Here is a 14,451-nt window from a genome sequence, read left to right on the forward strand (position 1 = left end):
GGCCGGGCCCACGAGCGGACGCGGGTCGGCGCCGGCCGCGGCGCCCACCCGCCACGCCCAGTAGGCGAACCGGGGGCGCAACCGTTTTCCACCTGACTGCACCGCGGAGCGGCAGAGCCCGGCCACCTCGTCCAGTTGCTCGTCGACCGACTGCAGCGGCGCGACGACACTCTCCCTCACGACGGCATGGAGGTGGTCCTCCAGGGCCGACAGGAAACTCGTCTGATCAGTGTCGGGCACGACGTTGATCCTCGCGCCCCGGCCCGTCGCGCCGCGACGTGAACCGCCGACGTTGTAGATCCCTACAGTCGGGCACCCGGCGACTGTGCGTCGCAACCGCAGTTACCCGCTTGGCGCGCCCGCCGGCCCTGCGCATGTCCATACTTGCGTGTCTTCGGGGCAGCGAAAGGGACATCAGATGACGTCTAGTGAGCAAAAGAGCTCAGCGCCAAAGGAATTGAAACGCGAGTTTTCTCTGTGGTCGGCGTTCGCGTTCGCCTTCGCGTTCATCTCGCCGATCGTGGCGATGTACGGCATCTACGGTCTGTCCATCGCGACGGCCGGCCCGGGCTTCTGGTGGACCTTCGTCATCGTCGGCATCGGGCAGTTCTTCGTCGCGCTGGCGTTCGGTGAACTGGTGTCGCGCTGGCCCTTCGAAGGTTCGATCTACCAGTGGACCAAGCGCCTCGCCGGCGAGGTCGCCGGCTGGATGGCCGGCTGGGTCCACATGTGGGCGCTGGTGATCATCATGGCCACGGTCGCCTACGGTGGCGCAGGCTTTTTGGCCCAGCTGGTCGGGATCGAAGCACCGACCGCCGTGCAGCAGAGCATCATCGCGCTGCTGATCCTCCTGGCCGGCACCGGGGCCAACATCCTGGGGCGCGGATTCCTCAAGGCGCTCATGGGTGCCAGCATCGTCGCCGAGATCATCGCCTCGGTGGGGCTGAGCACCTACCTGCTGATCTTCCACCGCCACCACGGTTTCGACGCCATCTTCCACGGCATCGACCTGACCAGCGGATGGTCGATGGCGTACCTGACCGGGCCGTTCCTGGCCGCGCTCGCCTTCACCGGTTGGTCCATCCTCGGTTTCGAAAGTGCAGGCGCCATCGCCGAAGAGGTCAAGAATCCGCAGCGCAGTGTGCCCAGAGCGATGCTGTTCGCGGTGGCGTTCATCGCCATCGTGATCGCCTACGCCTCGCTGGCCGTGACGCTCGCTGTGCCCGACTTCGACCGGCTGACCTCGGGCGAGGAGGCCGACCCGGTCACCTACGTGTTGCGCAGCGCGCTGGGCGATTCCGCGGTGAAGCCGATCCTGTTCCTGTTCGTCATCGGGTTCCTGGCCAGCTTCCTGGCGCTGCAGGCCACCGCGTCGCGTGTCATCTGGTCCTTCGCCCGTGACCGGGTGCTGCCGGGTTCCCGGGTGCTGGCCAAGCTGTCCAAGGCCGAGGCCCAGCCCATCAACGCGATCCTGGTGACCACGGTCATCGGAGCGTTCGTCTACCTGATCTCGGCCACCGACATCTACTCGGTGCTGGTCACTTTCACCGCGGGCGGCTACTACATGGCGTTCCTGTTCCCGTTGGTGACCGGGGTGGTGGCCCGGATGCGCGGCACCTGGGTGCCGGGGCCGTGGAACCTGGGCAGGTTCGGCACCCCGGTGGCGGTGCTGGCGATGCTGTGGGCCGGCTTCTCCTTCGTCAACATCGTCTGGCCGCGCACGGTGTCGGACACCTGGTACATCAACTGGGCGTTCTTCGTCGCGATGGGCGCGATCCTTGCGCTGGGCGCGGTGATCGTCAAGGTGCGCAGAGTCGGTAAGCGTCCCGAGAACGGGCCGGGCGGACCGGACGGTCCCGACGGACCGGCCGAGCCGGTGCACGAGACCCGGGCGGAACTCGTATGAGCGAGCGGACGGCTTCACCGGTGGCTGTCGTCACCGGCGCGGGCAGCGGCATCGGCGCCGAGATCGCGCAGATCCTTCAGGTCGGCGGCTGGAAGGTCGCGTCGATCTCGCGCGAACCCGCACCCGCCATGGATAAATGGCTGGTCGCCGATGTCGCCGAGGAACGTGAGGTCAACGACGCCATCGCCGAGATCGAAGCGGAGTTCGGGCAGATCGACGCGGCGGTGATCTGCGCCGGCATCTACGAAGAGACTGCCGCGCTGGACATCTCGCAGGCCGCCTGGGAGCGGATGCTGCGGGTGCACGTGGGCGGCCTGGTCCATGTGTGCCGTGCGGTGCTGCCGCAGATGCGGCGACGGGGGAGCGGGCGCATCGTCGGGATCGCGTCGGAGCGCGCGATCGGCGGGGGCAGCAACGACGCCCACTACGCCGCGGCGAAGGGTGCGGCGCTGAGCCTGCTGCGCAGCATCGCCACGGAGGTGGCCCCCGACGGCGTGCTGGTCAACGCGGTCGCTCCCGGCCCGTGCGACACCCCGCTCCTGCCGCCCGACTCCTGGGAGCGGGCCGAGGAGTTCACCTCGGGCCTGCCCGCGCGGCGCATCGCCCAACCCCGCGAGGTCGCCGAACTGGTCCAGGCGCTGCTGGAGGAGGACCTCTTCCTGTGCGGAGAAGTCTTGTCGGTCAACAGCGGAACGGTGATCTGATCATGAGTGCAGAACCTCGCCGGGTCTTCGTCTCCGGCTACGACACCAGGCTCGGCGCCGCGGTGCGCGCGCACTTCGCCGGGCAGGGTGCCGTCACCGACGGCACCACGGCCGACGTCGACCATGCGGACAGGGACGCCGTCCGCGCGGCCGTCGCGAGCGCGGTCGACACGATGGGCGGCATCGACACGCTGGTCGTCGCGCACGGCCTGCCTCATGTGGCCCCGATCGGCGACGAGTCGATGCGCGACTTCTGGCGGCATGTCGACGACACGCTGACCGGCAGTTTCCTGTACGCACAGGCGGTTGCCGAGCACATGCGCGACGCAGGCACCGGAGGCCGGATGGTGCTGACCACCTCGCGCTGGCACGTCGGCGGACAGTCGCTGGCCGCCGTCGCCACAGCCGCAGGTGGGATCGTCGCGCTGACCAAGACGCTGACGCGCGATTTCGGCGCGTACGGTATCGGCGTGAACGCCGTCGCGATCGGTGCGATCGACTCGGAGTGGTCGGTTTGTGATGCGGCAGCAGGTGTTTCGTGCGAGGCGCCGCCGCTGGGCCGGTGCGGGACCGTCGAGCAGGCGGCCCGCGTCATCGGCCTGCTGTGCCGGCCCGAACTCGGTGCAGCGGTGGGCCAGATAGTCAACGTCGACGGTGGATTGTCCCGGAACCGGGTCTAGGAAGGGTTTTTGATGAACAACGACAGCGGCCGCAACCCGATCGTCGGTGCGGCCGATCCCCAGGTGCAGCCCCGTTATTCGGGGTGGACCACCTTCGCCCGGCTCCCACGGCTGGAGGACGTGGCGCACGCCGACGTCGTCGTGGTGGGCGTGCCCTTCGACAGCGCGGTCACCTACCGGCCGGGAGCACGCTTCGGGCCCAACGCGATCCGCCAGGGCTCGCGGCTGATCCGTGGTTACAACCCCGAGCTGGACATCAAGCCGTTCGAGGTGTGCCAGTTCGCCGACGCCGGAGACCTGGCGTGCAATCCGTTCGACATCGTCGAGGCGGTCGATCAGGTTGCCCAACAGCTGACCGAACTGCTCGCCAAGGGCACCCGCGCGGTGATCCTCGGCGGTGACCACTCGGTGGCGTTGCCGTCGCTGCGGGCCGCCCACAGCGTGCACGGACCGATGGCGCTGGTGCACTTCGACGCCCACCTCGACACCTGGGACAGCTACTACGGCGCCGACATCACCCACGGTTCGCCGTTCCGCCGGGCCTTCGAGGAGGGTCTGCTGCTCGACCGCAACATCCACGTCGGTGTGCGCGGATCGATCTACGACAAGCAGGATCTCGTGGAGGACGCCAACTTCGGCTTCTCGGTGGTGACCTGCCGCGACATCGACACCCTCGGCGCCGCAGGAGTGATCGAGAAGATCCGCGACAGGGTCGGTGACGCGCCGGTGTACGTTTCGGTCGACATCGACGTGCTGGACCCGGCGCACGCGCCGGGCACCGGTACCCCGGAAGCGGGCGGGATGTCGAGCCGCGAACTGCTCGAGGTCGTCCGCGGCCTGGACTCGGTGAACCTCGTCGCCGTCGACGTCGTCGAGGTCTCACCGGCTTACGACCACGCGGAGATCACCGCCATCGCGGCCGCGAACGTCACCTGGGAGTTCCTGTCAGTCTTCGGAAGAAAGGCACAACGATGACCGCTCCGATCCCCGCCGGTCCGGTGACATGGCCGGATGGTAAGCGCTGCGCCGTTGCGTTCACCTTCGACGTGGACGCCGAGTGTCCGCTGCTGACCACCGATCTGGCCTTCGCCGACCGGATGGGTGCGATGTCGCACCAGGCCTACGGTCCGCTCGTCGGGGTGCCGCGCCTGCTGGGCATCCTCGACGAGTTCAAGGTTCCCGGAACGTTTTTCGTGCCCGGCTACACCGCGCACCGCCATCCGGACGCGGTCCGCTCGATCGCCGAGGGTGGCCACGAGATCGCCCACCACGGCTATCTGCACGAGTCGCTGGTCGGTGTCAACGAGGCCACCGAGCGTGCAATCCTCGAGCGCGGGCTGGAGGCGCTCGAGGAGGTCGCCGGAGTGCGGCCCACCGGTTACCGCGCCCCGATGTGGGAGATGAACTGGCATTCGCCGAAGTTGTTGGCGGAGTTCGGTTTCCTCTACGACTCCACGCTGATGGATTCTGACCACCCTTACGAACTGGCGGTCGGTGACACCTCGCTGGTCGAGCTGCCGGTCAGCTGGGCTCTCGACGACTGGCAGCAGTACTGCTTCATTCCCGACTTCTCCGGTACCGGGTTGATCGAGACACCGGCCAAGGCGATCGAACTGTGGCGCAGTGAACTGGCCGCCATGCGCGAGATCGGTGGCGCGTGGATCCTGACCAACCATCCGTTCCTGTCCGGCCGCCCCGGCCGGGCCGCCGCCCTGCGCGAGTTCATCGCCGAGGTGTGCGCGATGGACGACGTCTGGGTGGCCGGCATGTCGGAGATCGCCGCCCATGTCCGCGCCCAGAAGCTCGCTCCGCGCACCCTGACCCGTCCCGACCCCACCCCGGTCACAGCCCGACCCTAAGGAGAAACCCGCCATGAACCGCGATGCACTGACCCCGGAGAAACTGCGCGAGGCCTACCAGCACGTCTGGTTCGTCGTCGCCCGGTCCCAGGACATCTCGACACCGCAGTCGGCCACGCTGCTCGACCAGAACCTGGTGGTGTTCCGTGACTCGACCGGCGCGGCCCGGGTGACCGACCGGCGCTGCATCCACCGGGGAGGCAACCTCGCCGACGGCAAAGTGGTGGGCGACGCCATCGCCTGCCCGTACCACGGCTGGCAGTTCGACGGCGGATCCGGCCAGTGCACCCGCATCCCGTCGCTGCCCGCCGACGGCCGGATCCCGCCCAAGGCCGAGATCAAGGCCTACCCGGTCATCGAGCGGTTCGGGCATGTGTGGACCTGCCTGGGTGACCCGGTGTTCGACCTGCCCAACCCGCCGGAGATCGCCGACCTCGAATTGGAGTGGCGCGCAGCCGAACCCATTCACGCCGCGTGCGGCTTCATGGCAGCCACCGAGAACTTCCGCGACATGGCGCACTTCCCGTTCGTGCACGAACCGTCGATGGGCGACGTCGACCCGGTGGTGACCGACCTCGACGTCAAGCGCGAGGGCCGTGAGGTGTGGGCGTCCTACTACTACAAGCAGGTTCCCTCCGCGCAGTTCTCCGCTGTCGGCGACGCATGGATGCACTACCACTCGTACGCGCCCGGCATCGCCACCATCCTGTACGACTTCGGCCCCGAGACGGGCAAGCGCTACCTGGTGGACTTCCCGTCGCCGGTGAGCTACGACAAGTGCATCATCTTCTGGGGCGTGGCCACCGACCGCGACTTCCGCGGCGGCTCCGTCGACGAGATCCTGGCCACCGAGACCATGGTGTTCAACGAGGACACCCCGGTGCTCGAAGGCCTCGAGCCCAAGGAGGTCCCGCTGGCGGGCCAGGCCGTGGAGGTGTCCGCCCCGGCCGACATCTACACGCTGAACTACCGCCGCGCCACGCAGTACGCCGTGCAGACGATCCAGGAGGCCCGCGGCCTCGTCGATGCGCCTGCCACCACCCTGGAAGCGGCCGGGGTCAACGGCCACGACCGCGCGTGAGGCTGCGCGTCACTCAGTTGCGGCTGGAGGCCGAGCAGGTCGTCAGCGTGGTGCTGCGCAGCACCACCGGCGACCTGCTCCCGGCCTGGGAACCGGGCGCGCATGTGGCGGTGACCCTGCCGTCGGGCCTGGTGCGGCAGTACTCGCTGTGCGGGGACGCCGAGGACCCGTACAGCTACACCATCGCGGTGTTCCTGGTCGGTGACGGACGCGGCGGGTCCCGGGAGATCCACGAGCGGTTGCGCATCGGGGAGGTGCTGGAGGTCGGCGAGCCGCGGAACAACTTCGCGCTGAGCGACGCGCCGCGGTACCTGTTCCTCGCCGGTGGCATCGGCATCACGCCGGTGCTGGCGATGATCGAGTCGCTGCAGCGGCGCGCCGAGCCACCGGCGTGGCGGCTGGTCTACGGCGGCCGCAGCCGGACGGCGATGGCCTTTCTCGACCGGCTCGGCGTGCTCGACGGCGTCGAGATCGTGCCGCAGGACGAGGCCGGCCTGCCTGACCTGGCCGCCGTGCTGGCCGACAGCGCGCCGGGGACCGCCGTGTACTGCTGCGGACCGCCGGCGATGCTCGCCGCCGTGCAGGCCGCGTGTGAACAGCGCCCGGAGGTGCAGCTGCACACCGAGCGGTTCACCGCGGCAGGCGGTGAGCCGGCGCGCCCGGCCGGCGGTGAGGGCGCGTTCGAGGTCGAGCTGGCCCGCAGCGGGGTCACCGTCACCGTGACCGACGACACGACCGTGCTCGACGCCGTCCTGAAGGTCGCCCCGGACACGCCGTTCTCGTGTGCCGCGGGATTCTGCGGCACCTGCGAGACCAAGGTGATCGCCGGTGATGTCGATCACCGCGACGAACTGCTCAGTGACAAGGAACGGCAGGCGAACGCGACGATGATGATCTGCGTGTCCCGGTCACGCGGCGGTGGCAGGCTCAGGCTCGATCTATGAGGACACGGTCAGCCGCTTAGACTCCGCAGCCATGACAGTCCAGGCGGCGGATCCATCGGCGGCACCCCACGACGGGACCGTCAGCCTCCGTGAGCTGCTGACCGAACCGGAACTGCACGTCGACACGCTGACCCCGGACGGCGATCTCGACCGGCCGATCCGCTACGTCTATCCCACCGAGCTGGCCGACCCCTCGCCGTACCTGGCGGGGGAGGAACTGATCCTCAGCGTCGGCGTGCCGTTGGCGGGCCAGACCGCGGACGTGATCGGGCACTACGTGCGGACCCTGACCGAGCGCGGCGTCGCTGCCCTGCTCATCGGGCTGGGGGACGTGCTCGACGAGATACCGACCGCGCTGGTGGACGCCTGCCGCGACCGGGACCTGCCGCTGCTGATCCAGCGCGCGGCCGTCCCGTTCCGCCGGATCATCGACTGGGCCGAGTCCCGCAGGGCCCGCGACCGCGAGGCCGACGTCCGCGAGCGTGACCTCGGCGCCCTGCTGAGGTGGTTCGTCGCGGGCACGCTCGGCGCCGGCCCGGTCGAGTCGGAGTTGACCCGGTGCGGACTGTCCGGTGCGCCGGTGGTGGTGTGTGCCTTCCCCGCCGACGTCCACGCCCGGGTCCACGAACTGGTCGACCGGCACAGCGGCGCCGTGGCTTCACTGGACGACAACATCGTCGCGCTGTGCCCGCAGACCGCGGAGTTCAGCGCGGACCTCGCGGCGTCGCCGCTCGCGTGCGGGGTGGCCATTGCCGCGGACGCCCAGTCGATGGCCTACGCGATCCCGGAAGCACTGGAGGCGCTGCACGAGGCGACGCGGTGGCGGCGCACCGTGCACATCGACGAGATCGCCACGCTGCAGGGTCTGTTGGCCGCCGTCCCGAAAGTGCGCCTGGTCCCGTTCGTGCACCGCCTCCTGGTGCCGCTGGTCGACCACGACAAGGACAACAGCTCGTACCTGGTGGCCTCGCTGAAGGCGTTCCTGGCTCCTGGCAACGACATCTCCACGGCGGCGAGCCAGCTGTACGTGCATGTGAACACCCTGCGCAACCGGCTGGCGAAGATCGCGGAACTCACCGGGGCCAACCCGCTGGACGAGACCGACCGCATCAACTTCCGGATCGCGCTGTGGGCGGCGCGCAACATGGGCATGAGGGAAACCGCCGCACCCGACGTCGACCCTGCGTCGGCGCCCGCAAAACCTCAGTCGCCCAACACTTCCGGGATGCTGTCGCGTGGTCGCCGGCTGCCGGCGTCGGGCAGCTGACCCGCGTCCCGCGCTGTAGCCGGCCACACCCGGAAGGCGGCGGATTGTCGGCTTCTCCAACTGCCGCGCGGGCAGCGGTCCGACTCGGTAGTGTGAGCGTCGCCGGTCGGAGCACAGTGAGGAAATGCCTTGGTCTTCTATGTCTTTCGCTGCGAAGCCGGGTGTGGCACCACGCGGCAGAGGCACCCGATGCAGACCCGGCCGGACGTGGTCGACTGTCCTGACTGCGGCGGTCCGGCCCGCCGGATGATCGCCGCACCTCATCTTGGCCGTTCCGGCGGCACCGCGATGGCGCTGCACGACGCCACCCGCAGCACAGCCGACACCCCCGCGGTCGTCTCGGCGCCGCCGCGGGGCGGCGCCCGCCGCAAGGTCACGACCAACCCGCTGCACCGCAACCTCCCGCGCCCCTAGAAGGAGATCCCATGCCCGACGTCGTCTTCCCGCTCGACTCCACCAAGAAGTTCACCGACCAGGAGAAGCTCGGCCACAACCGCTGGCATCCCGACATCCCGGCCGCGGTCACGGTCAAGAAGGGCGACTCGTTCCGGGTGCACTGCCGCGAGTGGTTCGACGGCGCGATCCACAACGACGACTCGGCCGAGGACATCCTCAACGCCCCGCTGACCACGGTGCACGTGTTGTCGGGCCCGATCGCCGTCGAGGGCGTGAAGCCCGGCGACCTGCTGATCGTCGACATCCTCGACGTCGGCCCGATCCCGCAGGAGGACTCCGGCCCGCTGGCCGGCCAGGGCTGGGGTTACACCGGCATCTTCCCGACGGAGAACGGTGGCGGTTTCCTCACCGAGCAGTTCCCCGACGCCTACAAGGCGATCTGGGACTTCTCCGGGCAGAAGGCCACCTCGCGGCACATTCCGGGGGTCGAGTTCACCGGCATCGTGCACCCCGGCCTGATGGGTACCGCGCCGTCTCGCGATCTGCTCTCGACGTGGAACACCCGCGAGGCCGCACTGATCGCCACCGATCCCGACCGGGTGCCGCCGCTGGCGCTGCCTCCCGAGCCGCAGGACGCGATCCTGGGCGGCCTCACCGGTGACGCGTTCACCGAGGCCGCCGCCGAGGCCGCCCGTACCGCGCCGCCGCGGGAGAACGGCGGCAACCAGGACATCAAGAACCTGACCAAGGGCAGCCGGATCTTCTATCCGGTGTTCGTCGACGGCGCCAACCTGTCGGTCGGCGACCTGCACTTCTCCCAGGGCGACGGTGAGATCACCTTCTGCGGCGCCATCGAGATGGGCGGCTTCATCGACCTGCGGGTCGACGTGATCCCCGGTGGCATGGAGACCTACGGGGTCAGCGAGAACGCGATCTTCATGCCCGGCAACACCGACCCGCAGTACTCGGAATGGCTGGCGTTCTCCGGCACGTCGGTGACGCTCGACGGCGAACAGCGCTACCTCGACTCGCACCTGTCCTACCAGCGGGCCTGCCTGCACGCCATCGACTACCTGACGAAGTTCGGCTACAGCCCCGAACAGGCCTACCTGCTCCTGGGTGCCGCGCCGATCGAAGGCAGGCTCTCGGGCGTCGTCGACATCCCGAATGCCTGTGCGACCGTGTACATCCCGACCGCGATCTTCGATTTCCCCATCGCGCCGTCGGCCGCCGGGCCGGCGAAGATCGACCCGGGCATCGGGGCGCCGCGCGCATCATTCCGCTGAGACGGCCTCGGCGGTGACGGCCAGGAAGTTCGCGATCGCGTTGGCGGTGTGCTCCGGCTGGTCCAGCATCGGTAGCACATAGGCGTCGTCGACGATCTCCAGGCGGCCCTGCGGAAGCAGCCCGGCCAGCCGGCGCCCGTGCTCGGCCGGCATCACCGGATTGTCGGTCCACAGGACCAGCGCCGGGCGGTCGAACTCGGTCAGCCGATGGGTGGCACGCACGAGGTCGTCGCCGTCGAACCGGGTGCGGCAGTACTTGACGAGGTCCCGGCGGATGCTGCGGTCAGTGAGGCCGTGCTCCACCCAGGAGTCGGCAATCGGCTGGGGGACAGGGTATTTGGCCATCATTCCGAACATCAGCCGTTGTCGGCGCAGCCGGGCGACCTTGAGCTGTCGCATCGCCAGCCACACGGTGCCGGTGGTGCGGCTGGCCAGCCAGGCCATCTTGCCCGGCAGGCCGGGCGGGAAGTTGTCGAACGCCTCGGACGGGCAGATCACCAGCCGCGCCACGCGTTGGTCACGGCCCAGGTCGGTGAGGAACAGCGGACCGCCCCAGTCGGTGACCACCAGCGTGACGCCGGTCAGATCGAGCGCGTCGAGGAAGTCGGCGACGACGCCGATCATCCCGGGCAGGGTCAGGTCGGCGTCGTCGCGCATCGGGATGCGGTGTCCGCCCATGGGCAGTACGGGCAGCAGGTAGCGGAAACCCCGGGGCAGGTGCGGCAGTGCGAGGTCCCACTGTGTGTCGTTCATCAGCAGGCCGTGCAGCAGCACCACCGGTGGGCCGCCGCGCGTGCCTTCCTCGCGGTACTGCAGGGCCCCGGCGCCGATCTGGATCGTCTTCATCGCACCTCCACTAGAATGAACGTTCTAGAACGTATGCTCTAGCCTGGCACCAGGAGATGACGATGGCAAGGTCGACGAGGGAATCGATCCTCACCGCGGCCGCGGAGCTGATGCGGCACCGGGGGTACGCCGGTGTCGGGATGAAGGACATCGCGCAGGCCTCGGGTGCGCCGATCGGCTCGCTGTACCACCACTTCCGGGGCGGCAAGGTGGAGATCGCCCGGGAGGCGCTGGCCAACGCGGGACTGGCCTACGGGCTGCTGATCCCGGCGGTGATGGACGCCCACGCCGACCTGGGCGAGGGTATCGAGGACGCGTTCGCCCAGGCCGCCGCGGACATGGCGGACACCGGCTTCGCCAACATGTGCCCCGTCGCGAGCGTCGCCGCCGAAACCGCCGACACGGTCGAGGAGCTGCGCGCGGCGACCGGTGACATCTTCACCGGCTGGATCGACGGCGGTACCGCGTACTTCGTGTCGAGGGGGCTCGACGAGGATTTCGCCAGGCAGGTGGCGCTAGCGCTGATCGCGGCGCTGGAGGGGGCGTTCCTGCTCGCCCGCACGCTGCGCGACACCGCGCCGCTGCTGGCGGCGGGTCGGGCACTGGGTCCCCGGTACCGCGGCACCGCGTTGTCGGCGGTCGGCGTCCGCACCGCCTGACCCGCGTGTCCTGCCGGGCGGGGTCGGCGGCACCGGTTAAACTCTCGAACAAATGTTCTGTTTCGAGAAGGGGTTGGCGTGCGGGTGATGGGTGTCGACCCCGGCCTGACCAGGTGTGGGCTGTCGGTCATCGAGAGCGGAAAAGGCCGCCAGGTCGTCGCGCTCGATGTCGACGTCGTGCGGACTCCGGCCGACCACCCGCTGGCGCACCGGCTGCTGGCCATCAGTGACACCGTCGAGCACTGGCTGGACACCCACCGGCCCGACGTGATCGCGATCGAGCGGGTGTTCGCCAACCAGAACGCCAACACCGCCATGGGCACCGCGCAGGCTGGTGGCGTGGTGGCGCTGGCCGCGGCGCGGCGGGACATCGACGTGCATTTCCACACGCCCAGCGAGGTCAAGGCCGCGGTCACCGGCAACGGGCGCGCGGACAAGGCGCAGGTCACCGAGATGGTCACCAGAATCCTTGCGCTGCAACAGAAGCCAACCCCTGCCGACGCGGCGGACGCGCTCGCACTGGCGATCTGCCACTGCTGGCGCGCACCGATGATCGCTCGGATGGCCGCCGCGGAGGAGATGGCGGCCGAGCAGCGCCGGAAGTACCAGGCCACCCTCAAGGCGAAGGCGAGGACGGCAGCGAAGACCAGCCCGATGTCCAGGAGTGCCCGGTGATCGCGGCGGTCCGCGGCGAGGTCCTCGACATCGCGCTCGACCACGTGGTGATCGAGGCCGCCGGTGTCGGTTACAAGGTGATGGCCACCCCGGCGACACTGGCCACCCTGCGCCGCGGCGCGGAGGCGCGGCTGATCACGGCGATGATCGTGCGCGAGGACTCGATGACGTTGTACGGCTTCGCCGACTCCGACGCGCGCAACCTGTTCCTGACACTGCTGGGGGTCTCGGGGATCGGGCCGAGCATCGCGCTGGGCGCGCTGGCGATGTACGACGGCCCGTCCCTGCGGCAGGCGATCGGCGATGGCGACGTCACCGCGCTGACCCGAATTCCGAAGGTGGGCAAGAAGACCGCCGAACTGCTGGTGCTGACTCTGCGCGACAAGGTGGGCGCGACGGCCACGGGTGGCGTTGCGGCCGCTGGTGGGCACGGCATCCGCGGCCCGGTGGTCGAGGCCCTCGTCGGTCTGGGTTTTGCGCAGAAGCTGGCCGAGGAGGCCACCGACAAGGTGCTCGCCAACGACCCGGAGGCCACCACCTCGAGTGCGCTGCGCGCCGCGCTGTCGATGCTGGGGAAGAAGTGACATGGGCCGGTTTCCGGACGGGGCGGACGACGCGCCCGACGAGCGCGAGGTGTCGCCGGCGCTGACCGTCGGCGAGGGTGACGTCGACGCGAGCCTGCGCCCGCGCTCCCTCGGTGAGTTCATCGGCCAGCCACGGGTGCGGGAGCAGCTGCAGCTGGTCCTGGAGGGCGCCAAGAACCGTGGCGGCACGCCCGACCACATCCTGTTGTCCGGGCCCCCGGGCCTGGGCAAGACCTCGCTGGCGATGATCATCGCCGCCGAACTCGGCTCGTCCCTGCGCCTGACGTCCGGGCCTGCGCTGGAGCGCGCCGGGGACCTCGCCGCGATGCTGTCGAACCTCGTCGAGCACGATGTGCTGTTCATCGACGAGATCCATCGCATCGCCCGCCCCGCCGAGGAGATGCTCTACCTGGCGATGGAGGACTTCCGCGTCGACGTCGTCGTCGGGAAAGGCCCTGGGGCGACCTCGATTCCGCTTGAGGTCGCACCGTTCACCCTGGTGGGTGCGACCACCCGCTCCGGTGCGCTGACCGGTCCGCTGCGCGACCGGTTCGGGTTCACCGCGCATATGGACTTCTACGAGCCCGCGGAGCTGGAACGGGTGTTGGCGCGCTCGGCGGGCATCCTGGGCATCGAGCTCGGCGCCGACGCCGGCGCCGAGATCGCCCGCCGCTCGCGGGGCACCCCGCGCATCGCCAACCGGCTGCTGCGCCGGGTGCGCGACTACGCGGAGGTGCGCGCCGACGGGGTCATCACGCGCGACGTCGCCAAATACGCGCTGGAGGTGTACGACGTCGACGAACTCGGACTGGACCGGCTGGATCGCGCGGTACTGTCGGCGCTGACGCGCAGCTTCGGCGGAGGGCCGGTCGGCGTGTCGACGCTGGCCGTCGCGGTCGGCGAGGAGGCCACCACGGTCGAGGAGGTGTGCGAACCGTTCCTGGTGCGGGCCGGGATGATCGCCCGCACCCCGCGCGGACGGGTCGCCACCGCCCAGGCCTGGACGCATCTGGGGATGAAGCCGCCGGTGAACGCCACCGGGCTGGGCCAGGCGGACCTGTTCGACTGACGGGAGGGTCGCCGATGGTGACTGCCGGGTTGATCGTGGCGGTGCTGGCCGCCCTGTTGCACGCGTACATCTTCGTGATGGAGTCGCTGACCTGGACCTCGCCGCGCACCCGCGCGGTGTTCGGCAACACCGAGGAGCAGGCGCAGGCGACCAAGCTGATGGCCCTCAACCAGGGCTTCTACAACCTGTTCCTCGCGGTCGTGACCGCGATCGGGGTGATCGTGGCGTTGCGCGGCGAGACCGGGGTGGGGTTGGCGCTGGTGTTCGCCGGGGTCGGGTCGATGGCCGCGGCCGCGGTGGTGTTGCTGGTGTCCGCGCCGGACAAGGCGCGGGCGGCCGTCACCCAGGGTGCACTGCCCGTCGCGGCCATCGTGCTGCTGCTCCTGGGAATCCTGCTGTGAGGCCGGCGGTATGAGTATCCGCGGGGTCGGCGCGGTCGCAGCGGTGCTCGTCGCGCTCTCCCCGTGCGCGAGCAGCGCGGCCGAGCCGCCGCCC

Annotated in this window: 16 protein-coding genes and 1 pseudogene; 15 read left to right on the forward strand and 2 right to left on the reverse strand. The window is 69.6% G+C overall.

Going from position 1 to position 14,451, the window contains the following annotated elements; translation table 11 throughout:
* Positions 1–240: pseudogene (locus MVA01S_RS23325) on the reverse strand (polyprenyl synthetase family protein); the annotation flags it as partial.
* A 178-nt stretch (positions 241–418) separates the two neighbouring features.
* On the opposite strand from MVA01S_RS23325, the gene MVA01S_RS23330 reads away from it, so the two are divergent.
* The 10 genes from MVA01S_RS23330 to fmdA all read left to right on the forward strand — a co-directional run bounded on the left by MVA01S_RS23330 (position 419) and on the right by fmdA (position 10,123).
* Positions 419–1,906, forward strand: a complete 1,488-nt coding sequence (locus MVA01S_RS23330) for an APC family permease (RefSeq protein ID WP_051015405.1) — start codon at positions 419–421, stop codon at positions 1,904–1,906.
* On the forward strand, positions 1,903–2,610 hold the full coding sequence (locus MVA01S_RS23335; protein WP_040543190.1) for an SDR family NAD(P)-dependent oxidoreductase: 708 nt from the start codon (positions 1,903–1,905) through the stop codon (positions 2,608–2,610). Before MVA01S_RS23330 ends, MVA01S_RS23335 begins: the two co-directional genes overlap by 4 nt.
* A 2-nt stretch (positions 2,611–2,612) precedes the next feature.
* A complete protein-coding gene (locus MVA01S_RS23340) occupies positions 2,613–3,290 on the forward strand; it encodes an SDR family NAD(P)-dependent oxidoreductase (RefSeq protein ID WP_003933781.1) in 678 nt (225 codons plus the stop codon).
* 12 nt (positions 3,291–3,302) lie between these two features.
* Positions 3,303–4,265, forward strand: coding sequence for an agmatinase (gene speB, locus MVA01S_RS23345; protein ID WP_003933782.1), 963 nt, complete (start codon positions 3,303–3,305; stop codon positions 4,263–4,265).
* Complete coding sequence (locus tag MVA01S_RS23350; RefSeq protein WP_003933783.1) at positions 4,262–5,149, forward strand: polysaccharide deacetylase family protein; 888 nt, start codon at positions 4,262–4,264, stop codon at positions 5,147–5,149. The genes speB and MVA01S_RS23350 overlap by 4 nt, the downstream gene beginning before the upstream one ends.
* 13 nt (positions 5,150–5,162) lie before the next feature.
* A complete protein-coding gene (locus tag MVA01S_RS23355) occupies positions 5,163–6,230 on the forward strand; it encodes a Rieske 2Fe-2S domain-containing protein (RefSeq protein WP_003933784.1) in 1,068 nt (355 codons plus the stop codon).
* A complete protein-coding gene (locus tag MVA01S_RS23360; RefSeq protein ID WP_003933785.1) occupies positions 6,227–7,174 on the forward strand; it encodes a PDR/VanB family oxidoreductase in 948 nt (315 codons plus the stop codon). The genes MVA01S_RS23355 and MVA01S_RS23360 overlap by 4 nt, the downstream gene beginning before the upstream one ends.
* Before the next feature lie 31 nt (positions 7,175–7,205).
* Positions 7,206–8,441 (forward strand): PucR family transcriptional regulator, encoded by a 1,236-nt coding sequence (locus MVA01S_RS23365; protein ID WP_003933786.1) that lies wholly within the window; start codon positions 7,206–7,208, stop codon positions 8,439–8,441.
* A 189-nt stretch (positions 8,442–8,630) separates the two neighbouring features.
* Positions 8,631–8,855, forward strand: a complete 225-nt coding sequence (locus MVA01S_RS31665) for an FmdB family zinc ribbon protein (protein ID WP_003933787.1) — start codon at positions 8,631–8,633, stop codon at positions 8,853–8,855.
* Positions 8,856–8,866: 11 nt separating this feature from the next.
* Positions 8,867–10,123 (forward strand): formamidase, encoded by a 1,257-nt coding sequence (fmdA, locus tag MVA01S_RS23375; RefSeq protein ID WP_003933788.1) that lies wholly within the window; start codon positions 8,867–8,869, stop codon positions 10,121–10,123.
* Here fmdA and MVA01S_RS23380 read toward each other — a convergent pair.
* Entirely contained in the window at positions 10,112–10,969 is an 858-nt protein-coding gene (locus tag MVA01S_RS23380) for an alpha/beta fold hydrolase (protein ID WP_003933789.1), read from the reverse strand. The two genes, fmdA and MVA01S_RS23380, sit on opposite strands and share 12 nt — an antisense overlap.
* 62 nt (positions 10,970–11,031) lie before the next feature.
* Between MVA01S_RS23380 and MVA01S_RS23385 the strand changes: the two genes are divergently transcribed.
* From MVA01S_RS23385 to MVA01S_RS23405, 5 genes are all read left to right on the forward strand, one after another.
* Positions 11,032–11,628 (forward strand): TetR/AcrR family transcriptional regulator, encoded by a 597-nt coding sequence (locus MVA01S_RS23385; protein WP_003933790.1) that lies wholly within the window; start codon positions 11,032–11,034, stop codon positions 11,626–11,628.
* 78 nt (positions 11,629–11,706) lie between these two features.
* Complete coding sequence (ruvC, locus tag MVA01S_RS23390; protein ID WP_003933791.1) at positions 11,707–12,303, forward strand: crossover junction endodeoxyribonuclease RuvC; 597 nt, start codon at positions 11,707–11,709, stop codon at positions 12,301–12,303.
* Positions 12,300–12,887, forward strand: coding sequence for a Holliday junction branch migration protein RuvA (ruvA, locus tag MVA01S_RS23395; protein ID WP_003933792.1), 588 nt, complete (start codon positions 12,300–12,302; stop codon positions 12,885–12,887). The genes ruvC and ruvA overlap by 4 nt, the downstream gene beginning before the upstream one ends.
* A gap of 1 nt (position 12,888) precedes the next feature.
* Positions 12,889–13,956: a Holliday junction branch migration DNA helicase RuvB gene (ruvB, locus tag MVA01S_RS23400; protein ID WP_003933793.1), complete on the forward strand. Its 1,068-nt coding sequence runs from the start codon at positions 12,889–12,891 to the stop codon at positions 13,954–13,956.
* A 14-nt stretch (positions 13,957–13,970) separates the two neighbouring features.
* Positions 13,971–14,357 (forward strand): DUF1304 domain-containing protein, encoded by a 387-nt coding sequence (locus MVA01S_RS23405; RefSeq protein ID WP_003933794.1) that lies wholly within the window; start codon positions 13,971–13,973, stop codon positions 14,355–14,357.
* The last annotated feature ends 94 nt before the right edge of the window (positions 14,358–14,451 follow it).

It is taken from the genome of Mycolicibacterium vaccae NBRC 14118 = CIP 105934 (assembly GCF_001552715.1).
GTDB classification, from domain to species: Bacteria; Actinomycetota; Actinomycetes; order Mycobacteriales; family Mycobacteriaceae; genus Mycobacterium; species Mycobacterium vaccae.